Raw genomic sequence first — 24,232 nt, 5'->3', positions numbered from 1 at the left:
ATGTTGCAAGTGTATTCAAGTGTTGTTTCATAACTAAACAATATAAGAAATTTTTATATAAATAAAAAATTCGAAATTTTATTTACTTTTTATCACTTTTTTTTTATAATTAAGATGTTTTATAATAAATTTTAGAAAGGAAGGATAAATAATGAAAAATTTGCACCTATTCTTCTTATTTTTCATTCTTGTTTTTATATCGCCAATCTCTTCATTGGCTCAGAAGCCCCAAGGAGATGACTCAGATTGTATCGTTTGTGGTGAAGCAACATATAAAGTTACAAAAATTAGTGGGCCTTCTCTTGTTACTGAGAAGTTTCAAACTTATTTAACCTCAGCATGGGCCTATTCTGAACGCTATGTATGGTCAGAAACTACTACAACTACGTTACAAATTACAGGTGGAGCAACCTTTGATATCACTGAAGCTATTAAAAACCAACTTAACCTAAGTTGGTCGAAAAGCAAATCTTATTCTGTAGCTATTCAAATTCCTGCAGATAAAAATAAATACTCAAAGCTTGGATTATTTGGTGATTTTAATAAATACTACGTAAAAGTAGTAAAAGATAAATTTGGTCAAGAAACAACCTCCCACCATGACGCATACGAGCCAACTTCAACTCATTATTTAAAGGTAGTTTACAAAAACTAAGTTAAAGGGTAGTAGTGCTTATGATTAAAAAATCTTTTCTCATTTTCTGCACACTCGTCAGTTTTCTTTTTTTCGGATGCCAGTCGGAACAAATGAAAGAATTTATTGTTTTCGGGAAATGGGACGGTGTATATGTAGCAAAAAAAGATGATCCTTTTGTTCTTAACTTCATTTTACTTAGTGACAGTCCTCTAACAAATGTGACATCTATCGATTTTCCCGAAATCTCACACGCAATCGATGACATGCAATATGATCTTATCAAAGGTGATAAATACAAAGACTTTCAATTATTTAATATCGCTGTAAATTTACGTTTAAAAGAAGTAAGTAGCGCGACACTATCTAAAATAACCCTCATATTTGATCAAAAATACAAAGAGACATTCCCGATCGGTCAGATCAAGTTAGCTGTAGGCGAGAAAGGGATATTTACTCCACAAAATGAGTATGTGACAGCTTATCCAAATACGCAATTTTTTCAAGCGAAGCTGAAAAACATTTCGGAACATACGATTCAAATAAAGGGTGTAACTGTAGAAAACACTTATTTACAGACAAAAGATGTAAAAATAAACGATAAATCAGCAAAACAGAGTGTAAGGCAGAACGAAACAATAAATATTTATTTTACTCTTGCTGAAAAGTCAGAAAAAAAAGCTCACTTTTATATTGTTACACCAAAAATTGAATATGAATTTGCAGGAAAAACATCAAGCACATATATCGATCCCGTTTTTTACGGTGTGACAACTCTTACTCCCGAAAAACTAGACAATATTTTGAAGAAAAACTGAGTTATTCCCCACTCGGAGCATCTCCGAGTGGGAAAATTACGTTTCATTATGATATTCTGCTTTTGCTTCTTGCCCTTTTTTTGCATTCCTTTGTTTCACTTCTTTTACCGGATCACCAAAATCTTTCGCATGCAATGTTTTTTGTTCTGGATTGTTTTGTTTCGAACGTTTTTTCATCGTTTTCCTCCTAGTGACGAAGTAAAATCATATCGTTTTGTAATTGTTCAAGCTGCAGGCGCATGCGATGTAATTGTTCGCGCTGTTGGGCGTTACAACTTAACGAAAAATGCGCCAAATCGGTCACCGCATGTTCAAGCATTTGCTGGGCTTTTACATATTCTTTATCGTTATAATGTTCAAGCTTGCTCGCTTCTGTATATTGTTCTTTTGCATAGCGAAGCACATCCTCACAATGCTGCAAAAACTCGTCCATCGACTGTCTTGTCGCCATACGCATCCCTTCCTTTCTTCTCTATCGCTTTATAGTTTGTACATTTTCTTGTCATTTATCACACCACCATTGAGTTTCCCGCTTGAAACGTGCTACAATGCTAAAATGATGCGAGGTGATAAATATGAATCCTTTTCCATATACAAACGACAATAAACGGTACCACACATGGAATTATCATTTACGCCAAACGTTCGGTGAAAAAGTGTTTAAAGTGTCGCTTGATGCAGGATTTGACTGTCCAAATCGCGACGGCACGGTCGCATACGGTGGCTGCACATTTTGTAGCGCTGCCGGTTCCGGTGATTTCGCTGGTAGACGAACGGACGATTTAGTGACACAATTCCATACGATTAAAGAAAAAATGCATACGAAATGGAGAGATGGCAAATATATTGCCTATTTTCAAGCGTTCACAAATACGCACGCTCCCGTTGATATGTTACGTGAAAAATACGAAACGGTATTGCATTTAGACGGTGTCGTCGGCTTATCGATCGCTACACGCCCTGACTGTTTGCCAGATGATGTCGTTGACTATTTAGCTGAATTGAATGAACGAACGTATTTATGGGTCGAGCTTGGCTTGCAAACCGTTCATGAACAAACCGCTGCTTTAATTAACCGCGCACACGACTTTTCGTGTTATGTCGAAGGGGTGCAAAAGCTACGTAAACACGGCATTCGTGTTTGTGCCCATATTATTAACGGATTGCCGCTTGAAACGTACGACATGATGATGGAAACAGCAAAAACAGTCGCTCATTTAGATGTGCAAGGCATTAAAATTCATTTGCTTCATTTGCTAAAAGGAACGCCAATGGTGAAACAATACGAAAAAGGGATGCTTCGATTTTTAACATTCGATGAATATGTTCAACTCGTTTGTGATCAATTAGAAGTATTGCCGCCAGAAATGATCGTTCATCGCATTACAGGAGACGGTCCAATCGATTTAATGATCGGTCCGATGTGGAGCGTCAACAAATGGGAAGTATTAAACGCCATCGATGCCGAATTAGAGCGTCGCAATAGTTATCAAGGAAAAAAATATGTGCGAAAGGAAGAAAGATGATGAAACTGATACGCATTTTGCCGTTTGCGCGCTCGCTCATCGATTTAGCGGTCAAAGAGGGCGATATTGTCGTCGATGCAACGGTTGGTAACGGTCATGATACGCTTTATTTAGCTGAACGTGTCGGACCGTCTGGACATGTGTTCGGCTTCGACATTCAAGCACAAGCGATCGAAAACACAACAAAACGATTGCGTGAACACCGTATGGAACAACGCGTCACGCTCGTGCAAGCAAGCCACGAGGAACTTTATACCCATATTCCTTTCGAATATAAAGGACGCATTACCGGAGCGATGTTTAATCTCGGTTATTTGCCCGGGGGAGATAAACAAATTGTCACAAAGCCAAACTCAACGATTGCTGCCATTGAACAGTTGCTCGACATCATGGCTCCTGAAGGAATCATTGTACTCGTGATTTACCACGGTCATCCTGAAGGAGCGATCGAACGGGATGCCCTTTTGCAATACGTCTCAGCAATCGATCAACAGCGCGCGCACGTCATTCGATACGAATTTATGAATCAAGTCAACTATCCGCCGTTTATCGTCGCGATTGAGAAGAGATAAAAAAGTAGCGATCGGTTCTCCCTATCGCTACTTTTGTTTTGTTAGTGAAATATTTCTTCTAAATTAACAAACAAATTCGAAAAGTAAACAGATTGAACAATCCCTATGCTCACCTTAATATCTGCCTGCTCGTACAACCCGTCTTCATTCAATGCATAAACGGTAACTGCTTGTTTCATCGGATTAACGATCCAATATTCTTTGACACCGTATTCCATATATAAATTAAATTTCGTTACTAAATCATGCGCTTGATTGGAAGGGCTCAATATTTCAACAATTAACGTTGGAACGCCAACATATTTTGTGTCTGTAAATCCTGATGGATCACAAATAATGCTTAAATCAGGAATGACAAGTTTTCGCTCAGAACATTTCTCACTTACTAATTCAATATCTGTTGGAGCAGCAAATACTTTACATGTCTTTCCTTTCAAATAATTCCCGAATATTGTATGAAGATTACTTGATACGAGTTGATGCTGGATGCTAGGCGAAGGCGTCATATAAACAACACCATTAATGTATTCTAACCTTTCATCACTATTTTGGCGCATCATTAAATATTGTTCATACGTCACATGCGAAAAGCGAGGCAACGACATGATCATCCCTCTTTTCTTTTCTTTCATTATACAGCGATTTTCTCATACATACATCCATCTTTGCCATTTTCGATACATTCGACCGTTCCAATAAAAGAAGTGAGATGTCATGCCACCAGCGCGCAACAATCGTTTCGCTAGCTTACGAATGGTTTCTTGCCCATGCACTTTTTCATCTGATAAATATAATCCGAGCAAACCACGATGAATAAAGCGATGAAATTCACGATGCGACAACTGTGCAATATGGCGTTCTGCTTCTTCAACGAAATGGCATAAACGAGCGAATAACGTTTCCTCATTCGGATAATAAAAACAAAAGTTTAAATCTCCACCTTGCCGATCTTCTTCTTGATCAATGAAATAATCAAGCAAAATATGCAATCCTTGTACATATGGAAAATAGCTATTTCGTACCCGTTCAGCAAGGCGAATATCAAACGAGTCGGTATAAGCGTAAGCAACTAAACAAAAAATACCGAGCGTTGAACCAGAACAAGCGGAAAATTCGTACCACTCCATTTTCGGCAACAATGCTTTATGTTGGGCAAACCATTGCTTCAAACGCAGAATGCGCTCCTCTTCTTTTACATGTTTATGTACTTGTAAGTCACAATAATATGATGCAAGTTCGTGTAGAAATGGAGCGATGACGTCATAATGTTTCACTTCTTGCAACATTTGTTGGCACGTATCGACAAGAGCATGCAAATAGCCACCGTCATCTTGTTCCGCACGATAGCGATAATATGCCTCTTTTTTTGCCCCGATAGTTAACGCATGCATCATCGAATCGTGCAACGCGCGAAAGTCGTTCGGATCAAGCGACGTGCTGCGATCGCATAAATTATCGAGGTAATCGCTAATCGTTTGATAAGCAACGATAAAACGAATGCATCGCTCCATCTCTTTCCCCGCAAGCAACGATAAAATCGCGCCTCCCTCGCAATGAAACGTTTTTGTCGCAATGCTCGCTAACGCTTGTTTGCGTAGTTCCTCGTCCGGAATAGCTTCTGCTCTTTTTTTCCAAATAGCTAATTCGCGATGAACGATCGGAAAAACGCGACGATATACAGATCGCATGAGACTAAACGGATTTGTTGGAACGTTCAATGAGTTCACCCCTTTGCAGTTGCAAAGTTAAAAACGTATGGGCATATAAAAATACTTGTTCACGTTCAAGTTCGTTAAAAATTTCGTGGTATAGCTTTGGCCATTCTTTATATACTTTTTCACTTACCTTCAACTGATCAAACCATGATTTCACCGCATGTTTATCGACAATTTTATCGTCTCCCGCTTGCATGACAAGCATCGGAACGTCTGGTAAATCCGCGATTTTCTCGTGGGCAATACGAATGGCTTTCACTAGCTCACGATACCAACGAACAGACACTTTCGTCACATATAATGAGTCGTTTTTATCCATCTCGCGCACTTCTTCATTTCGGGTCGCCATCTCTACCGTTAACCCTGATGGAAAACGCTTTTTCGGATGAATAATATTTAAAATGCCCGAGGCAATTTCAAGCGCTTTGGACGGATAATGAACGAGCCCTAAACATGGAGAAGATAAAATGACACCGCGGACAGGCAGTCGCTTTTCTTGCAATGTGCGAATGACGACAAGCCCACCCATGCTGTGACCGAGTAAAAAAATAGGCTGTTCATACACGCTTGCTTCATGAACCCAGCTTGCAACTGCTTCAATATATTCGTCAAATGAATCAATATGTCCTCTTCGACTGCGCGATGTCGTTCCTTGCCCCGGCAAATCTCCTGCAACAACATGAAAACCGCGCATGCGAAACATTTCAATCAGCCATTTATACCGACCGTGATGTTCAGCTGCACCGTGAACGATCACGATCGTTCCTTTTGCGTTTTCTCCTTCCCATTTCCACATATACTGCCCCCCTTTATATTTACGAATAGCCGAAAAATTTGTACACTAAATATAACAAATCGAAACGAAAGGGACGAGTCAAATGATTTATCCTTATAAAGAACATACACCAAACATCGCACCTTCCGCCTTCATTGCAGATTATGTCACAATTACAGGCGATGTAACGATTGGAGAGGAAACGAGCGTTTGGTTTAACACGGTCATTCGTGGAGATGTTGCACCAACGATCATCGGCAACCGTGTAAATATTCAAGACAACTCTGTCCTTCATCAAAGTCCAAAAAATCCACTTATCATTGAAGATGATGCCACCATTGGTCATCAAGTCATTTTGCATAGTGCCATCATTAGAAAAGGAGCGCTCATCGGCATGGGTTCCATCGTTTTGGACGGCGCTGAAATTGGTGAAGGTGCATTTATCGGTGCTGGGAGTCTTGTGCCACAAGGGAAAAAAATCCCTCCTCGCACACTTGCATTCGGTCGTCCTGCGAAAGTGATTCGTGAATTAACTGAAGAAGATGAGCGTGAAATGGCACGCATTCGCCGTGAGTATGTCGAAAAAGGACAATATTATAAATCACTTCAAGTAAACAAACCACGCGACAAATAAGCGTGGTATTTTTACATTGTTTTATTATTTACTTAACATATGTATTCTATCATAAAGTCAGGGGGATTTGCTTATGTTACGAAAATGGTACGATTGGGAATGCAAGTTGTTTTACAGCATTAATCGTTATTTTGATCGTAAGTGGCTTAACGCATATTTTCGTTCGATTACACACGTTGGAGGGGCTACATTTTCCATTACAGCCGTTATGCTAGCCATTTGGTTATTGCGTGATGAATGGCGCGATACTGCTATCGCAAGTGCGATCGCCTTAGCACTTAGCCATATTCCTGTGGCAATGATGAAAAAAATGTACCCACGCAAACGACCGTATATTTCACTTCATAATACGAAAGTAACAAAAAACCCATTAACTGACCATTCATTTCCATCAGGACATACAACAGCAACGTTCTCTGTCGTTATTCCATTTTTATTGTACGCTCCAGCATTAATGATTTGGCTGTTGCCGATCGCATGTAGCGTCGCTGTTTCGCGCATTTATTTAGGGCTTCATTATCCGTCTGATGTGCTTGCTGGTTGTATGCTCGGTACGTTATTTGGTATTGCTTCATTTTCTGTTATTTTATAAGGGAGGAATGGGCATGAAAGTTGCTTTATTCACCGACACGTTTGCTCCTGAAGTGAATGGCGTCGCCCGAACATTAAAAAGATGGGTCGATTTTTTAGAGAGTCACCAAGTTGAGTACCGCGTTTTCGCCCCGAAAACACGGACAGAAGATTTTTCAACCAATCTTATTTATCACTTCAAAAGCTTTCGTTTTTTTCTTTATCCTGAATGTCGCTTAGCCATCCCAAACATGATGACTATACGAGAACAACTAGAGCAATTTCAACCGACGCTTATCCATATTGCTACTCCATTTAATATCGGCTTATGTGGCTTGCATTATGCTAAAAAAATGAATATCCCCTTCGTCGCTTCTTATCATACCCATTTTGATCAATACTTACACTACTACAACCTCGATTTTTTATCACCGTGGCTTGGGCGTTATATGCATTGGTTTCATCGTTCTGCCGAAAAAATTTTCGTCCCTTCTGAAGAAACGCTCAACCACTTGCAACAGCGCGGCTTTACAAACTTACACATTTGGTCGCGCGGCGTTGATTGTACAACATTTTATCCGAGAGAAGACAATCGATCATTCCGACAAGCATATGGCATTACTGAACCGTATATCGTTTTATATGTCGGTCGGTTAGCGCGTGAAAAAAATGTCGCTTTACTCATCGAACTCGCCAAACAAATGCCGTCTTCTATTCGTTGGATGATCGTTGGAGACGGTCCGTTAAAAGCGCAATTACAACAATTAGCTCCAAGTAATGTAACGTTTACAGGGTTTTTAAGGGGCGAAGCACTCGCTGAAGCATATGCAGTAGCGGACGTATTTGCATTTCCATCGCCAACAGAAACGTTTGGCAATGTCGTATTAGAATCATTCGCATCAGGAACTCCTGCTGTTTGCGCAAATCGTGGTGGCGTAACAACGATTGTGAAAGAGCAACAAACAGGTTTGTTATGCCCTCCGAATGATTTAAACGCTTGGCGAGCAGCAATTGAATATATGTTAAAAAGTGAAGAAAAACGAAAACAAATGGGGAAAGCCGCCCGGGAATACGCAAAAACGAAAGACTGGAACAGCATATTCACCGAACTTCTTTCCCACTATGAACAAGTGATGCATAAACGCGAGTCTCGTTACGCGTAAGAGCGAAGGCGTGGAGATAGCTTTGCAAAATCGTACTTTTCTTCTACGTACACGGCATGCCAAACGATAAACATTAGTACCGTCCATAATTTTCGACTATAATCGGCTTTTCCCGTCGCATGATCATTAAGCAACTGCAAAAGAACATGCTTATGAAATAAATGATTCGTTTCACTTTGTTGAATCGTCTTTTTTGCCCAATCGTACAACTCATCTTTTAACCAATGACGAATCGGAACAGGAAAACCAAGTTTTTTACGATGCAACACGTGATCTGGAACGATGCCTTCTGCCACTTTCCGCAATATATACTTTGTTGTACTGTTAGCCGTTTTCAAGTGAGCAGGTATATGCTTCGCCACAACGAACACTTCTTTATCTAAAAACGGGACGCGCAACTCAAGCGAATGGGCCATCGTCATTTTGTCAGCCTTTAACAAAATATCTCCACATAACCACGTATGCAAATCGACATATTGCATTTGTTCAACAGGATCATATAGCGCTGTTTCATCATATAAATGTTCCGTTACGTTCGTATATTTCCAATCGCTCTTATATTCTTTTAATATGAGAGCTTTTTCTTTTTCCTCAAACATTTTCGCATTACCAATATATCGATCACGCAACGGTGTCGTACCGCGTTCGATAAAACTTTTTCCTTTCACTCCTTCAGGGAGAAGACGAGCAAGCATGCGCAATACGTGCTTCATTGGCTGAGGGAGATGGTTAAATAGTCGTAACGAATGTGGTTCACGGTAAATATTGTAACCCCCAAATAATTCATCTGCCCCTTCACCCGATAAAACGACCGTCACACGCTTTCTCGCTTCACGGGCGACAAAATAAAGCGGAACAGCGGCAGGATCAGCAAGCGGATCGTCCATATGCCACATGATACGCGGAAGTTCTTGTACGTATTCTTCTGGAGAAATAATATAGCTGTAATGTCGAACGTGTAATTGATCAGCAGTTTCTTTCGCCACATCTATTTCACTAAACCCTTCTCGAGCAAATCCAACCGAAAACGTCTCGAGCTTGGGATGGAATTGTTTAGCTATCGCAACAACAAGGGATGAATCAATTCCACCGGATAAAAAAGAACCAACAGGCACATCGCTACGCATATGCACTTCAACCGATTTAAATAGCACATCTCGAATATCACTAATCCACTTTTCTTCTGATTGATTGATCGGCGTAAATGTTGGGGTAAAATAACGAACAAACGTCGGTTGTTCACCAATTTTTTTCACGATATAATGCCCCGGCTGTAATTTACAAATATTTGTTGTCATCGTGAACGGCTCTGGTACATATTGAAACGTCAAATAATGATGGAGCGCTTCTTTGTTAATGTCTCCATCGATTGCTAATAAGAGGCTTTTCTTTTCCGAAGCAACGAGAAAACGACCATCTTCAATCGCATAAAAAAACGGCTTAATACCAAACGGATCGCGTGCAGCAAATACTATTTTTTCTTCTTTATCCCAAATGACGAAAGCAAACATGCCGCGCAATTGTTGAACACAAAGCTCTTTTGTTTCAGCATATAAAGCTAAAATAACTTCTGTGTCTGAATGTGTCGCAAATTGGTATCCTTTTTGCTCAAGCTGCTCGCGCAATTCAATATAGTTGTAAATTTCTCCATTAAAAATAATCCAATATCGATCATTTTCATAGGAAAGGGGCTGATGACCTGCCTCTAAATCAATAATGCTCAAACGGCGAAAAGCAAAATGCACATGCTCATCGAAAAAATATCCTTCGTCATCTGGTCCACGATGAATAATCGCGTCATTCATTTGACGAAACGTCTGTTTCCATTCATCACATATTTGATTTGGTTGATCATGTATTACCCCAACAAAGCCACACATGTTTTCACCCCGTTTCACTAACAAATAGAGAGAGCTACATGGCGTAACTCTCTCCCCTTTCTTTACTTCGCTAGCTGTAACGCTTGTTGTTTTAACACTTCTGCCTTATCAGTACGCTCCCAAGGAAGATCAATATCTGTACGACCAAAGTGACCGTAAGCAGCTGTTTGTTTGTAAATTGGACGGCGAAGATCAAGCATTTTAATGATTCCTGCTGGGCGAAGGTCAAAGTTGTTGCGCACCACTTCAATTAAAATATCTTCAGATACTTTCCCTGTGCCGAACGTATCAATTGAAATGGATACAGGTTGCGCCACACCGATCGCATACGCTAACTGCACTTCACATTTATCTGCAAGACCTGCTGCGACAATGTTTTTCGCTACGTAACGCGCCGCATATGCTGCCGAACGGTCTACTTTCGTTGGGTCTTTTCCTGAGAACGCCCCGCCGCCGTGACGTGCATAACCACCATACGTGTCAACGATAATTTTCCGTCCTGTTAACCCTGCGTCACCTTGTGGACCACCGATGACGAAACGCCCTGTTGGGTTGATGAAATATTTTGTATTTTCATCGATCAATTCTGCTGGAACAACAGGTTGAATGACATGCTCCTTAATGTTGCGTACAATTTGATCCTGTGTAATTTCTGGATGATGTTGTGTTGAAACAACGATCGTGTCGATACGTACAGGTTTGCCGTTTTCATCGTACTCAACTGTCACTTGCGTTTTTCCGTCTGGACGTAAGTACGGTAAAATGTCTTCTTTACGCACTTCCGCTAAACGACGTGCAAGTTTATGTGCAAGAGAAATTGGTAGCGGCATAAGCTCTTTCGTTTCGTTGCACGCGAAGCCAAACATTAATCCTTGGTCACCTGCACCGATCGCCTCGATTTCTTCATCTGTCATTTGCCCTTCGCGAGCTTCTAACGCTTTGTCAACACCCATGGCGATATCTGGCGACTGTTCATCAATTGATGTCAATACTGCGCACGTATCTGCATCAAAGCCGTATTTTGCACGCGTATAGCCAATTTCACGAATGGTCTCACGAACAATTTTCGGAATATCTACATATGTAGATGTTGTAATTTCTCCACTCACTAAAACAAGCCCTGTTGTTACGCTCGTTTCACACGCAACACGCGCATTTGGATCATTCGCTAAAATCGCATCTAAAATCGCATCGGAAATTTGGTCACAAATTTTATCCGGATGCCCTTCCGTTACAGATTCAGATGTAAACAGACGACGTTTAGGCATTCAAACATTCCTCCTCAGTATAATGAAAAATGATACGGTACTCATCCCTCTTATTATGGTCTATCGTGAAAAAAACCTTTCCCTTAGAGGAAAGGTTTTTGCATTTGTCTGCGCCTTTCACTCTTATCGTTCAAGGGCGTCCCCTTGCCACAGGTTAGCACCTTTTCACGTATGTGACGGTTGCTGGGCTTCATCGGGCCTGTCTCCCTCCACCAACTCGGGATAAGAGTATCCGTTCATCTCAGCATCATATCACATCCATATTAAGCGAGTCAATGTTTTTTCCACTGTAACAGTCTTAAAAATAAATTCAATAAAATACGTTAATTAGTATGGACTATTTATTAAAATGTGTTATACTTTTTACATAAAGATAAATCAAACAAAGGTAGGTTTTGTCCAATGAATTCCATTGAACTGACAAGCAAATTATCGACACTCTTACAAAGGGATGGGGTTTTTCATAACTTATCTGTACCACGACTAGTAGAGAAAGTATTAACTCGGAAAGAAGGCATTCTTACTTTATCAGGAGCGATTTGTGCAACAACAGGAAAATATACAGGTCGCTCCCCGAAGGATAAATATATTGTCGAAGAGCCATCCGTGAAACATAAAATTGATTGGGGAACTGTCAATCAACCAATTTCTGAAGAAGTATTTGATCGTCTTTACAATAAAGTCGTTGATTATTTAATGACAAAAGAAGAAGTGTTTGTATTTAATGGTTTTGCGGGTGCCGATCCAGCTTATCGCTTGCCGATTCAAGTTGTCAACGAATTTGCTTGGCATAATTTATTTGCTCATCAATTGTTCATTCGTCCAACAACGGAAGAATTACAAGCGCATAAGCCACAATTTACAGTCATTTCTGCTCCAACATTTAAAGCGGATCCAGCGGTTGACGGCACGCGTTCAGAAACGTTTATTATCATCTCGTTTGAACGTCGCACTGTGCTCATTGGTGGAACAGAATATGCAGGCGAAATGAAAAAATCGATTTTCTCCGTCATGAACTTCTTATTGCCAGAGCAAGGAATCTTCCCGATGCACTGCTCAGCAAACGTTGGTCAAGAAGGAGATGTCGCGCTCTTTTTCGGCTTATCAGGCACAGGAAAGACGACGCTCTCTGCCGACCCAAACCGTCGCTTAATTGGCGATGATGAGCACGGTTGGTCAAACAACGGTGTCTTTAATATTGAAGGCGGATGTTATGCCAAGTGCATTAACTTATCACGTGAAAAAGAGCCACAAATTTTTGACGCGATTCGCTTCGGCTCTGTATTAGAAAACGTCATGATTGATCCAGACACACGCATACCAAACTATGACGATGCGACGTTAACTGAAAATACGCGCGCAGCATACCCGCTTGAAGCGATGGATAATATCGTTCAGCCAAGCGTTGCTGGTCACCCGCATACGATCGTCTTTTTAACAGCAGATGCGTTCGGTGTATTGCCACCAATTAGCAAACTAACAAAAGAGCAAGCAATGTATCATTTCTTAAGCGGGTATACAAGCAAGTTAGCGGGTACGGAGCGTGGAATTACAGCACCGGAAGCAACGTTCTCTACATGCTTCGGCTCACCGTTTTTACCACTTCCAGCAACACGATATGCAGACATGCTCGGACAAAAAATCGATGCTCACGACGTTCAAGTCTTTTTAGTGAACACCGGTTGGACTGGTGGTGGATACGGCGTTGGTGAACGAATGAAGCTGTCGTATACGCGCGCGATGGTGAAAGCAGCATTAGAAGGAGAGTTAAATAACGTAGAAACCGTTCAAGATCCTATTTTTGGATTACACATTCCGCTTCACGTCCCAGGTGTCCCTGATGAAGTGCTACAACCAAAAAGCACATGGGCGGATCAAGAAGCTTACGAACAAAAAGCAAAAGAACTTGCGGCGAAGTTCCGCGAAAACTTTAAAAAATTTAAAAACGTTGATCCACGCATTGAACAGTTCGGTGGACCAATTGGATAAACGAGAAAAGAAGCTGCCTGCTTATTCGGCAGCTTTTTTCATTTTTAATGACTTCGTACAAACCATTTTTACTATGAAACATATAGTAGTATATAGAAATGAACAAAAGGAGGCTACAAAATGAGGGAACTATTTGCTCTCCCACAATTAAAAGATATACGTCATCTTCTCCCTACTCGTTCTGGACAGTCGTACAAAAAAACAACACTGCAGCAAAAAACACATATTATTATTCATCATAGTTTAACGAAAACAGGCTCGGCATTTGCATTTGCTAATTATCATGTTAGCAAAGGGTGGCCAGGAATCGGATACCATTTCGTCATTGAACAAGACGGAACGATTCATTTTTGCAACGACTTAGAAACAATTAGCTACCATGTCGGCAATCATAACTTATACTGCATTGGCATTTGTTTAACAGGGGATTTTCGCACACAACAACCGACGAATGAGCAAAAACAATCATTGAAAGCATTATATAAAACACTTGTCAACATCTTGCCGAACTATAAAGACGTCAAAGGACATAACGAGCTGAAAGGATATGAATGGAAACAATGCCCGTGCTTTAACTACTTAGAAGTGTTAAATGAAAAAGAAAACGTCACTGTTCAGATCAAAGAAGAGGTAAAACAATATACCATTCAACAAGGAGATACGTTATGGGCAATTAGCCAAAAAACAGGAGTAAGTGTAAAAACGTTACTTCGTCTAAATCCAGACATCGATCCACGAACATTACAGCCTAACCAACAAATAATTATCGAAAAGCACGTAAACAAAGCAGAAGTCAAGCCCCCATCCCAATCGGTCAATCAATCACTAAAACAACAAAATCCAATCGAACAACTAATAAGCAAACTTCCGAATAAAGTATTACGATACGGTGATCGTGGTGAAGACGTGCGCATCTTACAACAAGCGCTAAATACGATCGATTTTAAATGCGGGGCAGAAGATGGGATATTTGGTCAAAAAACGTTAGATGCTGTGAAACGGGTCAACCGAATGTTTTCTGGTGGAAATAAAAAAGGTGTTTATGACGAAAAGACGAAAAATTATATAATAAGTAAGCTAAAAGAAAAAATAAAATAGCTTTCAATCATACATCTCCCCTATAATAAAACATGAGGGGGGATTTGGCTATGCATATGGCAGATGCGCTCATTTCACCTGCGGTAGGAATGGCGATGTGGGGGGCTACGGCGGGTGTAGCAAGCTACTCATTAAAAAAAATAAATATGGAAGCAGATGAAAAAAAACTGCCGCTGATGGGGGTGCTTGGAGCATTTGTATTTGCCGCACAAATGATTAACTTTTCTATTCCAGGTACAGGATCCAGCGGACATTTAGGAGGCGGGCTGTTGCTTGCCGCTTTGCTCGGTCCGTATGCAGCATTTTTAACGTTATCCGTTGTTTTATTTATTCAAGCGCTCTTTTTTGCAGATGGTGGACTGTTAGCATTCGGCTGCAATGTGTTTAATCTCGGTTTTTACACATGTTTTATCGCGTATCCGTTGTATAAGCGGCTCATTCGTCGAACGAACATATGGTTCACCTCTATCATCGCTGCTATCATTGGATTACAACTCGGTGCGTTTAGCGTTGTCGTTCAAACGTTGTTATCCGGAAAAGTCGAATTACCATTTACTACGTTCGCTTTGTTCATGCAACCGATTCATTTGGCGATTGGTATTGTAGAAGGAATGGCTACAGCGGCTGTCATCTCATTTGTGATGAAAGCAAAGCCAGAACTTTCAACAACAAATACACCGACAAATCGTCTCATCGGGACACTCGGTTTGCTTGCGCTTCTCATCGGTGGCATTTTTTCATCCATCGCTTCGTCCAAACCAGATGGATTAGAATGGTCTATTTTTCGCACTGCAGGTACGGAGGAACTACATGCAACAACAGCACTCCACACCGCACTAGAACGTCTCCAACAATCGCTTGCTTTGTTGCCTGATTACAATTTGAAAAATGGAGGCGCTTCGATCGGGTGGTTAGACATCGGGACAAGCGTTTCTGGCATCGTCGGTGTATTTATCGTTACAATAGCAATGCTCGTACCATACATCATTAAAAAATGGAGAAAAGAAACGTGATTGATGCACATACGTCAAGACGACATGATGTTCATCCGCTAAGTATGCTCATTATAACGTTTACGTACATCTTAGTCGTCGCCTCGTTTCACTCGTATGCGTTCGTTGAGCTCATTCCATTATCGCTTTATCCGATCACAATGATCGTTTTTTATCGTCTTTCCATCCGTCATATAAAAAATGTACTGCTCACCTCGTTGCCATTTATCATAGCCATAGGCGTTTCGCAGTTGTTTTTTATCAATGAACGCATATCTTTTTTTCATTGGCACATCGAAGCTGGTTGGCTCGCATTCGCCACTTTGTTTGTTAAAAATACACTTGCTATTCTCGCAGCAACGGTATTGTTTTTGACAATACCGATCGAGCAGCTCGCAGGAACACTCCTTTCATTGCGCATTCCACGACTGCTCGTTATTCAATTACTTTTAACATATCGATATATTTTTTTATTCCTAGAAGAGGCAAACCGACTTCGTCATGCATACATGTTGCGAGCTCCAAGCCATCGCGCGATCAAATTATCTGTTTGGGGATCGCTCGTTGGACATTTGTTGTTGCGAACATTTGAACGTGCTGAGCGCGTGTATGAAGCGATGACATTGCGCGGGTTTTCTATCCAACGTATGCATATAAAAATAAAACGATGGACAACAAAAGAGAGAATTTACACGTACGTCACAGTTATATTGTTCATCGTTTATCGTTTGGTGGTCATATGATGATAAACGTATCGAATATTTGTTACATATACCCAGATGGTCATGAAGCCATTCGCAATATTTCTTTTTCTGTTCAACAAGGAGAATGCATCGGCATCATTGGAGCAAACGGTGCAGGAAAATCAACGTTATTAAAACTGCTCGTCGGTTTATATATGCCACAAAGCGGACATATCGCCATCGATAATATGCACATGTCGAAACAAACATTACGACACATTCGTCGCATCGTTGGCTTTACATTTCAACAAGCAGATGATCAATTATTTATGCCAACCGTTTACGATGATGTCGCATTTGCGCTTCGCAATGACGGCATAAATGAAAATGAAGTAAAACAACGGGTAACAAACGCTTTGACGATCGTTAGCGCTATGCATGTAAAAGATCGTCCACCTTATCGTTTGTCTGAAGGGGAAAAACGACTCGTCACTATAGCAACTGTGCTCGCAATGGAACCGAAAATTTTGCTGATGGATGAGCCGACCGCGGCGTTAGATCCGAAAGCACGGCGAACGCTCATTCACCTCGTTCAACAGTTGCCACACACAAAAATTGTAACGACACATGACCTCGACTTCGTACTTGAATGTTGTGAGCGAACGATTGTACTTGCAAACGGAACGATCGTATACGACGGTCCGACAGAAAACGTATTAACGAACGAATCGTTTTTACATGAACACCATTTAGAACTTCCCCTTATGTTGCAAGGGAAAAAATAAAGCGTGGCTCATTGACCACGCTTTATTTTTGCTTCACCATTTTTTGTTTGACTACAACATTTTCTTTCGTTTTGTACGAAAGATCATCTATATTTAATCCATTTCCGAGCGTTCCATACACATATCCTTCGCGCGGTTCGATGAGTTCTGTTTGCTCATGATAAAGCCGTGGCGTTTTCCATAGGGCAATTAATGCTTTTGTCATCGGCATTTCATGATAACGATCCGGCCATAGTTGCTTAATATATTGTTTAACTAGCGGGTAATATTTTGAGCTCATTGCTGGGAATAAATGATGTTCTGTATGGTGTGAAAAGTTAAAGTGCAATACATCGACCCACTTCGGAACAATGACCGTTAAGCTATTAGCTAGTGGATCGTTAACTGGAACGAGTGGATTTAAGCGATGATTCGTTGAAATGTATCCCATGACAATCGCATTTCCAATGAGTAATGGAAGAACGAACGCAAAGAGCCATTTTTCCACTCCGATCATCAACAATAACCCAATCCATACCGACCAAGGCAATACAAACTGCCAAAATACAGCGCGACGACTGCCCCGTTCAAACTCCTTCCAAAAATGAAGAAGCATATGAAGCGAATGAACTGTAAACATCCCTGCTAAAGACAAAAACGAAAAAGCCGCACGAATCGGAAACGGAATGCGATAAATCCAACGGAGGAAACGACTTTGAGCTAAACGTTTTATCGTTGGCCACGCGTCAGGATCGAGCTCCTCATGTTGCGTATGCACATGATGTGTCGCGTTATGCCACTTTCGCCATAGCTTCGGACCTGTACAAAGCGGTAAAAACGCAATGCCACCTAACAAATCACGAAGCCATGCCCGCTTGACTACCGTCCCATGCAAAATTTCATGCCCTAAAAACCCTAAACCAGCAAAACAAAATCCAATAACAACTGAAAGCAATCCGTTCCATAACCAATGGAGATCAAATAAAGAAATCGCTACAATGCTACTAACTAAAACGAGCATGTAAGCAAGACCGCCGAACAGACGAGATGGAACAGGACGGAACGCTTCCTCAGGCAAATACGGGGCAATACGGGCCGCGTACCACCCGAATGAATGAAATTGTTTCATCAATTAAAAAACTCCCCTCATACGTAAACACTTCGCCTTAAAAAGAAATGAATATTCAAACATCTCCCTCTAAAGCTTACTGTTATCGTATCACTTATATTCTTGTCCTGTCAACAACATTTATTACCTGATCATATTATTTGTTTATATTATTTAGTATAAATCCCTTGAATACAGTTGTATAACAACGATAAATGTGTTTCAATGAAAGTGAACATACCGAGAAAGTTTGGGGTGAAACAGATGGGCATGCCGTTAGAAATACAAACGATGATCGTCACAAACGGAAAAGAAAAACGAATTGAACACAACTTATTTTTGTTGCAAAAAGAAGGCTATCGCTTATATCCACTTGACGTGCCGTTAGAAGTAAGACGAACAAAACACGGAGAAGCAACAGGGCAAGCTGTCGTTAAAAAACTTGTCCTTGAGAACGGAACAACGATCGTTACATACGAATTAATTGCTTTACATTCGATTAATTAAACCGTCGAGCGATGTGCTCGGCGGTTCAAGATGTTGAAAAAGTATGTTGTCAAGAAAAAGTTCACTTCTCTCGTGAACTTTTTTCTTGTGTGATGAAAAATTCGGCGTTTGCTGGTAAATACGAAGATGGAACAATAATCAACGGAATCTTATCCATTTGAACCACTCGCCCTTTCATCAAGGCATCTTGTGCGATATCAGACACTTTGATGAAAAGAATGATCAACGCCCAACTAACGGAACTTTCAAATCTGTAATCCTAGGGTGCTTCATAGGAGTTATTCTTTGTAATTGGTGCTGTCGCTGTTGTGCCTACGTTTGTGCAAATGACCGCAAAACGATAAATATCCACCTCGGGAACAATGACTTCATCAATCTGACGTGCAAGTGCCTTCCTAGCTTCCATGACACTCATCGTATCTTACTTCGAAGTCACCCACTTTCGCTTTTTGTGTCTCCACCCAATTTCCATTTCAACCCATAATTTTGTCAATAACGTCTTTTTCAAGACCTAAGCTTTTGAGAAATCATCGACTGACGTGTTTGACTAGATACTCAAAAAGGAACACTTCTATATATTAGTGGCATTTACACAGCAAAAAATAAAGCAAAAATCACTTAACACGTATTATATATACGTGTTACAATAAAAATGTGGGAAGGGGGAATAAACATTTCATCGAAAGAACTGATTAAATTACTGAAAAAAGATGGATGGTACTTACATAGAATAGTCGGTAGCCATCACCATTTCAAACATCCAACGAAAAAAGGAACGGTAACCGTTCCCCATCGGCGCAAAGATTTAAAACCCGGGACATTACACTCAATACTAAAGCAGGCAGGGCTGAAATAGCCCTCCTGTGAAAGGAGGTTTTTTGTATTGGCTAAATATTATTTTCCAGCGATTTTCGACCCTGGTACTGACGGAAGTGAAGGGTATACCGTTACTTTTCCTGACCTTCCGGGATGCATCACAGAAGGTGAAACGCTTGAAGAAGCTTTTCGCATGGCAAAGGACGCTTTGGAAGGTTATCTATATGGAATGGAAGAAGACAATGAACCCATCCCGTCTCCATCCAATCCGAAAGATATTGAATTGCCAAAAGGGGCATTCGTTTCTGTCATCGAGGCAAGAACCGACTATATACGCGAAGAGATGGCAAATAAAGCCGTTAAGAAAACATTAACGATTCCAAAATGGTTAAACGATGCCGCAGAAGCCGAAGGAATCAATTTTTCACAGTTGTTACAATTTGCGATTAAGGAGCGTCTAGGAATCAACGTTCGAAACGATTTTGATTTCAAACGATGAAAGCAAAAGCCTCTTCAGCTACGCCATGCAGAAGAGGCTTTCCGCTTGTCGACTTTGTTGATATGAACCGTCGAGCGATGTGCTCGGCGGTTTTCTTTTTAGGTCATTCACACATTTTTATTAGGCGCATACGATAAAGCAAACGAAACGAAAGAGGGGAAAACAATGCGAAAATGGGGATTTTTGCTCGTTGCTTTTATATTTTTACTCGCAGCATGCTCATCCCATGATGTAAAAACGTTGCGCGTTGCGGAAGTGACTCGTTCTATTTTTTACGCGCCGCAATACGTCGCAATTGAAAAAGGCTTTTTTGCTGAAGAAGGGCTTCATATTGAACTAAATACGACGTGGGGTGGCGATAAAACAATGACGACGCTTTTATCGAACGGAGCAGATATTGCACTCGTCGGCTCGGAAACGTCTATTTATGTGTATAGTCAAGGAGCCATTGATCCTGTCATCAACTTTGCGCAATTGACACAAACGGACGGAACATTTTTAGTTTCGCGCGAACCGATCGCTAACTTCACGTGGGATCAACTGAAAGGAAGTACATTTTTAGGTCAAAGAAAAGGCGGCATGCCGCAAATGGTCGGAGAGTACGTTTTAAAACAACATGGAATTGATCCACATAAAGACTTAAACCTCATTCAAAACATTGAATTTGCTAATATCGCCAATGCATTTGCGAGCGGAACAGGGGATTTCGTCCAACTATTTGAACCGACGGCTAGCATTTTTGAACAAGAAGGAAAAGGATATATTGTCGCTTCCTTTGGAACAGAATCCGGCCATCTCCCATACACAACGTTTATGGCAAAACAAAGTTTTATTGAGAAAAATAAAGATATCATTGAAAAATTTACACGCGCTCTTTATAAAGCACAACAATGGGTACAAACACACGAGGCCAAAGAAATCGCAACAGTCATTCAACCGTACTTTGAAAATACAGATATCGCTCTTATCGAAAAAGTCGTCGATCGCTATAAAAAACAAGGCTCCTATGCAACAGACCCCATTTTAGATGAAGAAGAATGGAACCATCTCCAAAACATCATGAAAGAAGCAAATGAGTTGCCATCGTACATTGATCACTCGATTTTAGTGAATACATCGTTTGCCGAAAACGCACAAAAGAGGTGAACACCATGCCCATTTTAACGATTGATCAAGTGATGCATGCCTACGTGACAAACCAATCAGCTGTCTTGGCGCTTGATCATCTGTCGCTAACTGTCGAGAGGGGAGAATTTCTCTCCTTTCTCGGCCCAAGCGGTTGTGGAAAAACGACGCTTCTTTCCATTATCGCTGGACTAATCGAGCCGACGAAAGGACGTGTGCTTATCGAAGGAAAAGAAGCAAAAACGATGCGTCAAACGATTGGGTATATGCTACAACACGATTATTTGTTTCCGTGGAAAACAATTGAACAAAACGTCACAATCGGATTAAAACTGACAGGCAAATATAGCGAGAAAACGAGAAAACAAACGCTCGCCCTTTTACATCAAATTGGTCTACGCGACGTCGATGACCGCTATCCTTATGAATTGTCAGGAGGGATGCGTCAGCGCGCTGCACTCGTTCGCACCTTGGCAACCGACCCGAAAATTTTATTGTTGGATGAACCGTTTTCAGCACTTGATTACCAAACAAAACTTAAACTAGAGGATCTCGTATGGGAGACGTTAAAGCAATATCGGAAAACAGCGCTTCTCGTCACGCACGACATCGGTGAAGCAATTGCAATGAGCGATCGCATCGTTTTATTTACCGCAAAACCAGGAAAAATTAAGCGAATTGTTTCCGTTCCCGATTCATTAAAAGCGTGTACACCGTTTCAAGCTCGCCAACACCCAGATTTTTCACCGATTTTTCAAATGATTTGGAAGGAGTTAGAGAGCATTGAACAAACATGAATGGTTGCAACATATATACGATCAACATATAGCATATGAAAAACGCGAAAAACGAATTGTCCTCTTTTTTCAAGCGATCATTGTCATTGCCTTCTTTAGCCTATGGGAAATCGCAAGCCGTTTTCATTGGATTGATCCTCTTTTATTTAGCTCACCGTCTTCCATTGGACGTTTGTTTATCGACAAAATACGCGATCACACACTGCTTTCACATACAACTATCACATTAACAGAAACCGTACTCGGTTTTATTGTTGGTACGATCGCGGGCATTTGTTTCGCTGCGCTACTTTGGTGGTTTCCACGCGTATCCAAAATTGTTGATCCATATTTAGTGATTTTAAATGCGATGCCAAAAGTGGCGCTTGGACCGATTCTCATTGTGGCACTCGGACCAAATATGACATCGATCATCGCGATGGGAGCAATCATTTCGATCATTATTACAACGATTGTTGTTTACACATCGTTTAAAGAAGTAGATGCAAACTATATGAAAGTGCTTCAAACATTCGGTACAACGAAACGACAATGGTTCACTGAAGCCATTTTACCTGCTTCCTTTCCGACAATGATTTCAACGTTAAAAGTGAACGTCGGTCTATCTTGGGTCGGTGTCATTGTCGGGGAATTTCTTGTTTCGAAACAAGGGCTCGGTTATATGATTATTTACGGATTCCAAGTGTTTAACTTTACGCTCGTTTTGTTAAGTTTGCTTATGATTGCGTTACTTTCAAGCATCATGTATCAACTTGTCAGTTGGTTTGAAAAAAAGCTAATCAAACGTGCATAGCCCCACATGCAAAGAAAAGGCGGTGGGGCTTTAAACCATTCCCCGCCGCTCTAACTGTTGTTTCGTATATGCCCATACGCCATCTTTCATAATAAAACTAAACCGTCCATCTTTCGCTATGTCATCTGGCATACGCTCAATGAGCACCGGACCATTTGTTTCAAAATACGACCGCCTTTGTTCCAAAGATTTAACATGAGCAAAATAAATATTTTTTACAATCGTTTCATTTGGGCGTTTCACTTCATACTGCCCGATGTACATGATCTTTTGAACAATTCCTCCTGTTTCTTCCCTTACTTCACGAACCGCTGCCTGTTCCGCCGTCTCTCCCTCTTCTACTTTACCCCCCGGGAATTCCCAGCCTCGTACAGCGTGATTGGTCAATAACCAACGACCGTTGTACCGACAAATAACAAGGACATGTTTCGGATGTCGTGAAAAAGGATGGTCAGAAAAAGAAAGTCGAACGTCGTATCCATAGTCATCTTGAAATACAATCATCGCCGTCTACCCTCAACTGCATGTTTTCTTCATTGTACCACACAATCAAATGGTGGACAGCTTTTATGACTGTATGACTCCCATCGTTTCAATTTGTTGTCTCGCTTCTTCATCTCCAAGCTCATAAATGAGCTCGTACACTTTTTTTATCGCATGATCATACCCATCATTCGGACGGTCATAATGATATTGCACATATGGCACATGTGCGCGCCAAAACGATTGCCAATCGGATGAATACATTTCATCAAAATACTCTCGTAATTGAATAATTTCTTCATCTGTCGCTTCAACTCGAAATTCCCACGGCGAAGCAGTTTTTACCTGCGAAATTTCACCGCGTGCCACCGACACATAATACGTTTTTTTCATCGCCCCACCTCTTTTCCATTTATTACGGTTAGTGTGAGTCGATCCACTTGTTTTCATGCAAAAAAGCATAGGACAATCCCCTATTGCCTTTAAAGTGATGGAACAAGAAAAAGGCGGGGAATCCCACCTTATCCAAGAAACGATTTTAACATCCACACATGTTTTTCTAAACTTTGATGAATGCCTAAAAGCATATCCCCAGTCGTTTCATCATTAATTTCCCCTGCGTAGTTCATACCTTCTTTCAACTCTTCAATCATCGTTTCAAAATCGCGCACGATTTCTGCCACCATTTCTTCAGCTGTTTCATTTCCTTTCGCTTCATGTACAGAAGCTGCCGCCAAATACTCTTTCATCGTCGCTAACGGCTTTCCACCTAGCGCCAATAAACGCTCTGCTAATTCATCAATATGTAGCGCGGCTTCATTGTATAGTTCTTCAAATTTTGTATGCAACGTAAAAAACTGCGATCCTTTCACATACCAATGGTAATTGTGCAGTTTTACATATAATACGTTCCAATTCGCAATTTGTTTGTTGACAATGTCAATTAATTTTTCTTGCATTCTTTATTCCCGTTACAGAAAACTTACAAAACTTTATAAATAATCTATTCATTATTTATAAAGT

30 protein-coding genes and 1 riboswitch are annotated in these 24,232 nt (G+C 40.8%); of the genes, 18 read left to right on the top strand and 12 right to left on the bottom strand.

Annotation, left to right across the window (positions count from 1 at the left end; genetic code table 11):
- Positions 1 to 151 precede the first annotated feature (151 nt).
- Positions 152 to 655 (top strand): hypothetical protein, encoded by a 504-nt coding sequence (locus ACYQY7_RS04730; RefSeq protein WP_461200964.1) that lies wholly within the window; start codon positions 152 to 154, stop codon positions 653 to 655.
- 20 nt (positions 656 to 675) lie between these two features.
- On the top strand, positions 676 to 1,452 hold the full coding sequence (locus ACYQY7_RS04725; protein WP_461200963.1) for a hypothetical protein: 777 nt from the start codon (positions 676 to 678) through the stop codon (positions 1,450 to 1,452).
- Between the two features lie 36 nt (positions 1,453 to 1,488).
- On the opposite strand, the gene ACYQY7_RS04720 is transcribed toward ACYQY7_RS04725, so the two are convergent.
- Both ACYQY7_RS04720 and ACYQY7_RS04715 read right to left on the bottom strand, forming a co-directional pair.
- The gene (locus tag ACYQY7_RS04720; protein ID WP_006320695.1) at positions 1,489 to 1,629 is read right to left on the bottom strand and encodes a hypothetical protein; all 141 of its coding nucleotides are present in this window, start codon (positions 1,627 to 1,629) and stop codon (positions 1,489 to 1,491) included.
- Positions 1,630 to 1,639: 10 nt separating this feature from the next.
- Positions 1,640 to 1,903, bottom strand: a complete 264-nt coding sequence (locus ACYQY7_RS04715; RefSeq protein WP_461200962.1) for a YtzC family protein — start codon at positions 1,901 to 1,903, stop codon at positions 1,640 to 1,642.
- A gap of 124 nt (positions 1,904 to 2,027) precedes the next feature.
- Here ACYQY7_RS04715 and mnmL point away from each other — a divergent pair, with 124 nt between their 5' ends.
- Both mnmL and mnmM read left to right on the top strand, forming a co-directional pair.
- On the top strand, positions 2,028 to 2,978 hold the full coding sequence (mnmL, locus tag ACYQY7_RS04710) for a tRNA modification radical SAM protein MnmL/YtqA (RefSeq protein WP_461200961.1): 951 nt from the start codon (positions 2,028 to 2,030) through the stop codon (positions 2,976 to 2,978).
- Positions 2,978 to 3,550 carry a tRNA 5-(aminomethyl)-2-thiouridylate-methyltransferase MnmM gene (gene mnmM, locus ACYQY7_RS04705; RefSeq protein ID WP_461200960.1) on the top strand — a complete coding sequence of 191 codons (573 nt, stop codon included), beginning with the start codon at positions 2,978 to 2,980 and terminating at the stop codon, positions 3,548 to 3,550. The genes mnmL and mnmM overlap by 1 nt, the downstream gene beginning before the upstream one ends.
- A gap of 41 nt (positions 3,551 to 3,591) precedes the next feature.
- Here the strand turns inward: mnmM and ACYQY7_RS04700 are convergent, their stop codons facing one another.
- From ACYQY7_RS04700 to ACYQY7_RS04690, 3 genes are read right to left on the bottom strand one after another with little or no spacing between them, the layout of a single operon-like run.
- Positions 3,592 to 4,155 (bottom strand): Uma2 family endonuclease, encoded by a 564-nt coding sequence (locus ACYQY7_RS04700; RefSeq protein ID WP_461200959.1) that lies wholly within the window; start codon positions 4,153 to 4,155, stop codon positions 3,592 to 3,594.
- Positions 4,156 to 4,197: 42 nt separating this feature from the next.
- Positions 4,198 to 5,268: a tetraprenyl-beta-curcumene synthase family protein gene (locus tag ACYQY7_RS04695; protein ID WP_461200958.1), complete on the bottom strand. Its 1,071-nt coding sequence runs from the start codon at positions 5,266 to 5,268 to the stop codon at positions 4,198 to 4,200.
- A complete protein-coding gene (locus ACYQY7_RS04690; RefSeq protein ID WP_461200957.1) occupies positions 5,243 to 6,061 on the bottom strand; it encodes a lysophospholipase in 819 nt (272 codons plus the stop codon). The genes ACYQY7_RS04695 and ACYQY7_RS04690 overlap by 26 nt, the downstream gene beginning before the upstream one ends.
- Before the next feature lie 82 nt (positions 6,062 to 6,143).
- Here ACYQY7_RS04690 and ACYQY7_RS04685 point away from each other — a divergent pair, with 82 nt between their 5' ends.
- The 3 genes from ACYQY7_RS04685 (at position 6,144) to ACYQY7_RS04675 (ending at position 8,407) form a co-directional block, all read left to right on the top strand.
- Complete coding sequence (locus ACYQY7_RS04685; RefSeq protein ID WP_461200956.1) at positions 6,144 to 6,674, top strand: gamma carbonic anhydrase; 531 nt, start codon at positions 6,144 to 6,146, stop codon at positions 6,672 to 6,674.
- Between the two features lie 73 nt (positions 6,675 to 6,747).
- Entirely contained in the window at positions 6,748 to 7,266 is a 519-nt protein-coding gene (locus ACYQY7_RS04680) for a phosphatase PAP2 family protein (RefSeq protein ID WP_461200954.1), read from the top strand.
- 13 nt (positions 7,267 to 7,279) lie between these two features.
- On the top strand, positions 7,280 to 8,407 hold the full coding sequence (locus ACYQY7_RS04675; protein WP_461200953.1) for a glycosyltransferase family 4 protein: 1,128 nt from the start codon (positions 7,280 to 7,282) through the stop codon (positions 8,405 to 8,407).
- Here ACYQY7_RS04675 and asnB read toward each other — a convergent pair.
- The gene (gene asnB / locus ACYQY7_RS04670) at positions 8,398 to 10,287 is read right to left on the bottom strand and encodes an asparagine synthase (glutamine-hydrolyzing) (RefSeq protein ID WP_461200952.1); all 1,890 of its coding nucleotides are present in this window, start codon (positions 10,285 to 10,287) and stop codon (positions 8,398 to 8,400) included. The two genes, ACYQY7_RS04675 and asnB, sit on opposite strands and share 10 nt — an antisense overlap.
- 62 nt (positions 10,288 to 10,349) lie before the next feature.
- A complete protein-coding gene (gene metK / locus ACYQY7_RS04665; RefSeq protein ID WP_461200951.1) occupies positions 10,350 to 11,555 on the bottom strand; it encodes a methionine adenosyltransferase in 1,206 nt (401 codons plus the stop codon).
- 120 nt (positions 11,556 to 11,675) lie between these two features.
- Positions 11,676 to 11,784, bottom strand: a riboswitch (SAM riboswitch).
- Positions 11,785 to 11,957: 173 nt separating this feature from the next.
- Here metK and pckA point away from each other — a divergent pair.
- The 5 genes from pckA to ACYQY7_RS04640 all read left to right on the top strand — a co-directional run bounded on the left by pckA (position 11,958) and on the right by ACYQY7_RS04640 (position 17,102).
- Positions 11,958 to 13,544, top strand: coding sequence for a phosphoenolpyruvate carboxykinase (ATP) (gene pckA / locus ACYQY7_RS04660; RefSeq protein ID WP_461200950.1), 1,587 nt, complete (start codon positions 11,958 to 11,960; stop codon positions 13,542 to 13,544).
- 120 nt (positions 13,545 to 13,664) lie between these two features.
- Entirely contained in the window at positions 13,665 to 14,642 is a 978-nt protein-coding gene (locus tag ACYQY7_RS04655) for an N-acetylmuramoyl-L-alanine amidase (RefSeq protein ID WP_461200949.1), read from the top strand.
- Between the two features lie 50 nt (positions 14,643 to 14,692).
- Positions 14,693 to 15,655, top strand: coding sequence for an energy-coupling factor ABC transporter permease (locus tag ACYQY7_RS04650; protein ID WP_461200948.1), 963 nt, complete (start codon positions 14,693 to 14,695; stop codon positions 15,653 to 15,655).
- The gene (locus tag ACYQY7_RS04645; protein WP_461200947.1) at positions 15,652 to 16,377 is read left to right on the top strand and encodes an energy-coupling factor transporter transmembrane component T family protein; all 726 of its coding nucleotides are present in this window, start codon (positions 15,652 to 15,654) and stop codon (positions 16,375 to 16,377) included. Before ACYQY7_RS04650 ends, ACYQY7_RS04645 begins: the two co-directional genes overlap by 4 nt.
- Positions 16,377 to 17,102 carry an energy-coupling factor ABC transporter ATP-binding protein gene (locus tag ACYQY7_RS04640; protein ID WP_461200946.1) on the top strand — a complete coding sequence of 242 codons (726 nt, stop codon included), beginning with the start codon at positions 16,377 to 16,379 and terminating at the stop codon, positions 17,100 to 17,102. Before ACYQY7_RS04645 ends, ACYQY7_RS04640 begins: the two co-directional genes overlap by 1 nt.
- A gap of 22 nt (positions 17,103 to 17,124) precedes the next feature.
- Here ACYQY7_RS04640 and desB read toward each other — a convergent pair whose 3' ends face one another.
- Entirely contained in the window at positions 17,125 to 18,210 is a 1,086-nt protein-coding gene (gene desB, locus ACYQY7_RS04635) for a Delta(10) desaturase DesB (protein WP_461201004.1), read from the bottom strand.
- Positions 18,211 to 18,453: 243 nt separating this feature from the next.
- Here desB and ACYQY7_RS04630 point away from each other — a divergent pair, with 243 nt between their 5' ends.
- A complete protein-coding gene (locus ACYQY7_RS04630; protein ID WP_035063434.1) occupies positions 18,454 to 18,696 on the top strand; it encodes a DUF2584 domain-containing protein in 243 nt (80 codons plus the stop codon).
- A 259-nt stretch (positions 18,697 to 18,955) separates the two neighbouring features.
- Here the strand turns inward: ACYQY7_RS04630 and ACYQY7_RS04625 are convergent, their stop codons facing one another.
- Positions 18,956 to 19,102: a hypothetical protein gene (locus ACYQY7_RS04625; RefSeq protein ID WP_461200945.1), complete on the bottom strand. Its 147-nt coding sequence runs from the start codon at positions 19,100 to 19,102 to the stop codon at positions 18,956 to 18,958.
- Positions 19,103 to 19,348: 246 nt separating this feature from the next.
- Between ACYQY7_RS04625 and ACYQY7_RS04620 the strand changes: the two genes are divergently transcribed.
- The 5 genes from ACYQY7_RS04620 (at position 19,349) to ACYQY7_RS04600 (ending at position 22,726) form a co-directional block, all read left to right on the top strand.
- Complete coding sequence (locus ACYQY7_RS04620) at positions 19,349 to 19,552, top strand: type II toxin-antitoxin system HicA family toxin (RefSeq protein WP_461200944.1); 204 nt, start codon at positions 19,349 to 19,351, stop codon at positions 19,550 to 19,552.
- Between the two features lie 27 nt (positions 19,553 to 19,579).
- Positions 19,580 to 20,011 (top strand): type II toxin-antitoxin system HicB family antitoxin, encoded by a 432-nt coding sequence (locus ACYQY7_RS04615; protein ID WP_461200943.1) that lies wholly within the window; start codon positions 19,580 to 19,582, stop codon positions 20,009 to 20,011.
- 165 nt (positions 20,012 to 20,176) lie between these two features.
- Positions 20,177 to 21,157 (top strand): ABC transporter substrate-binding protein, encoded by a 981-nt coding sequence (locus ACYQY7_RS04610; protein WP_461200942.1) that lies wholly within the window; start codon positions 20,177 to 20,179, stop codon positions 21,155 to 21,157.
- Positions 21,158 to 21,162: 5 nt separating this feature from the next.
- Positions 21,163 to 21,933 carry an ABC transporter ATP-binding protein gene (locus ACYQY7_RS04605; RefSeq protein WP_461200941.1) on the top strand — a complete coding sequence of 257 codons (771 nt, stop codon included), beginning with the start codon at positions 21,163 to 21,165 and terminating at the stop codon, positions 21,931 to 21,933.
- Positions 21,920 to 22,726: an ABC transporter permease gene (locus ACYQY7_RS04600; RefSeq protein WP_461200940.1), complete on the top strand. Its 807-nt coding sequence runs from the start codon at positions 21,920 to 21,922 to the stop codon at positions 22,724 to 22,726. Before ACYQY7_RS04605 ends, ACYQY7_RS04600 begins: the two co-directional genes overlap by 14 nt.
- A 30-nt stretch (positions 22,727 to 22,756) precedes the next feature.
- On the opposite strand, the gene ytkD is transcribed toward ACYQY7_RS04600, so the two are convergent.
- The 3 genes from ytkD to ACYQY7_RS04585 form a co-directional block, all read right to left on the bottom strand.
- Positions 22,757 to 23,230: an RNA deprotection pyrophosphohydrolase gene (gene ytkD, locus ACYQY7_RS04595; RefSeq protein ID WP_461200939.1), complete on the bottom strand. Its 474-nt coding sequence runs from the start codon at positions 23,228 to 23,230 to the stop codon at positions 22,757 to 22,759.
- A 63-nt stretch (positions 23,231 to 23,293) separates the two neighbouring features.
- Positions 23,294 to 23,602: a hydrolase gene (locus ACYQY7_RS04590; RefSeq protein WP_461200938.1), complete on the bottom strand. Its 309-nt coding sequence runs from the start codon at positions 23,600 to 23,602 to the stop codon at positions 23,294 to 23,296.
- Positions 23,603 to 23,730: 128 nt separating this feature from the next.
- Entirely contained in the window at positions 23,731 to 24,168 is a 438-nt protein-coding gene (locus tag ACYQY7_RS04585; protein WP_461200937.1) for a Dps family protein, read from the bottom strand.
- Positions 24,169 to 24,232 lie beyond the last annotated feature (64 nt).

Source organism: Anoxybacillus sp. TBDG-1 (assembly GCF_054815885.1).
This window is presented reverse-complemented; position numbering and strand designations above follow the sequence as displayed.

Excerpts from the sequence above, each read along its gene's own strand:
- ACYQY7_RS04605 (WP_461200941.1), top strand. The coding sequence starts at position 21,163 with ATGCCCATTTTAACGATTGATCAAGTGATGCATGCCTACGTGACAAAC.
- desB (WP_461201004.1), bottom strand. The coding sequence starts at position 18,210 with ATGAAACAATTTCATTCATTCGGGTGGTACGCGGCCCGTATTGCCCCG.
- ACYQY7_RS04625 (WP_461200945.1), bottom strand. The coding sequence starts at position 19,102 with ATGGAAGCTAGGAAGGCACTTGCACGTCAGATTGATGAAGTCATTGTT.
- ACYQY7_RS04630 (WP_035063434.1), top strand. The coding sequence starts at position 18,454 with ATGGGCATGCCGTTAGAAATACAAACGATGATCGTCACAAACGGAAAA.
- ytkD (WP_461200939.1), bottom strand. The coding sequence starts at position 23,230 with ATGATTGTATTTCAAGATGACTATGGATACGACGTTCGACTTTCTTTT.
- ACYQY7_RS04700 (WP_461200959.1), bottom strand. The coding sequence starts at position 4,155 with ATGTCGTTGCCTCGCTTTTCGCATGTGACGTATGAACAATATTTAATG.
- ACYQY7_RS04590 (WP_461200938.1), bottom strand. The coding sequence starts at position 23,602 with ATGAAAAAAACGTATTATGTGTCGGTGGCACGCGGTGAAATTTCGCAG.
- pckA (WP_461200950.1), top strand. The coding sequence starts at position 11,958 with ATGAATTCCATTGAACTGACAAGCAAATTATCGACACTCTTACAAAGG.
- asnB (WP_461200952.1), bottom strand. The coding sequence starts at position 10,287 with ATGTGTGGCTTTGTTGGGGTAATACATGATCAACCAAATCAAATATGT.
- ACYQY7_RS04620 (WP_461200944.1), top strand. The coding sequence starts at position 19,349 with ATGTGGGAAGGGGGAATAAACATTTCATCGAAAGAACTGATTAAATTA.
- ACYQY7_RS04650 (WP_461200948.1), top strand. The coding sequence starts at position 14,693 with ATGCATATGGCAGATGCGCTCATTTCACCTGCGGTAGGAATGGCGATG.
- ACYQY7_RS04715 (WP_461200962.1), bottom strand. The coding sequence starts at position 1,903 with ATGGCGACAAGACAGTCGATGGACGAGTTTTTGCAGCATTGTGAGGAT.
- ACYQY7_RS04585 (WP_461200937.1), bottom strand. The coding sequence starts at position 24,168 with ATGCAAGAAAAATTAATTGACATTGTCAACAAACAAATTGCGAATTGG.
- ACYQY7_RS04680 (WP_461200954.1), top strand. The coding sequence starts at position 6,748 with ATGTTACGAAAATGGTACGATTGGGAATGCAAGTTGTTTTACAGCATT.
- mnmM (WP_461200960.1), top strand. The coding sequence starts at position 2,978 with ATGAAACTGATACGCATTTTGCCGTTTGCGCGCTCGCTCATCGATTTA.
- metK (WP_461200951.1), bottom strand. The coding sequence starts at position 11,555 with ATGCCTAAACGTCGTCTGTTTACATCTGAATCTGTAACGGAAGGGCAT.
- ACYQY7_RS04690 (WP_461200957.1), bottom strand. The coding sequence starts at position 6,061 with ATGTGGAAATGGGAAGGAGAAAACGCAAAAGGAACGATCGTGATCGTT.
- ACYQY7_RS04675 (WP_461200953.1), top strand. The coding sequence starts at position 7,280 with ATGAAAGTTGCTTTATTCACCGACACGTTTGCTCCTGAAGTGAATGGC.
- ACYQY7_RS04685 (WP_461200956.1), top strand. The coding sequence starts at position 6,144 with ATGATTTATCCTTATAAAGAACATACACCAAACATCGCACCTTCCGCC.
- mnmL (WP_461200961.1), top strand. The coding sequence starts at position 2,028 with ATGAATCCTTTTCCATATACAAACGACAATAAACGGTACCACACATGG.
- ACYQY7_RS04720 (WP_006320695.1), bottom strand. The coding sequence starts at position 1,629 with ATGAAAAAACGTTCGAAACAAAACAATCCAGAACAAAAAACATTGCAT.
- ACYQY7_RS04655 (WP_461200949.1), top strand. The coding sequence starts at position 13,665 with ATGAGGGAACTATTTGCTCTCCCACAATTAAAAGATATACGTCATCTT.
- ACYQY7_RS04610 (WP_461200942.1), top strand. The coding sequence starts at position 20,177 with ATGCGAAAATGGGGATTTTTGCTCGTTGCTTTTATATTTTTACTCGCA.
- ACYQY7_RS04640 (WP_461200946.1), top strand. The coding sequence starts at position 16,377 with ATGATAAACGTATCGAATATTTGTTACATATACCCAGATGGTCATGAA.
- ACYQY7_RS04725 (WP_461200963.1), top strand. The coding sequence starts at position 676 with ATGATTAAAAAATCTTTTCTCATTTTCTGCACACTCGTCAGTTTTCTT.
- ACYQY7_RS04730 (WP_461200964.1), top strand. The coding sequence starts at position 152 with ATGAAAAATTTGCACCTATTCTTCTTATTTTTCATTCTTGTTTTTATA.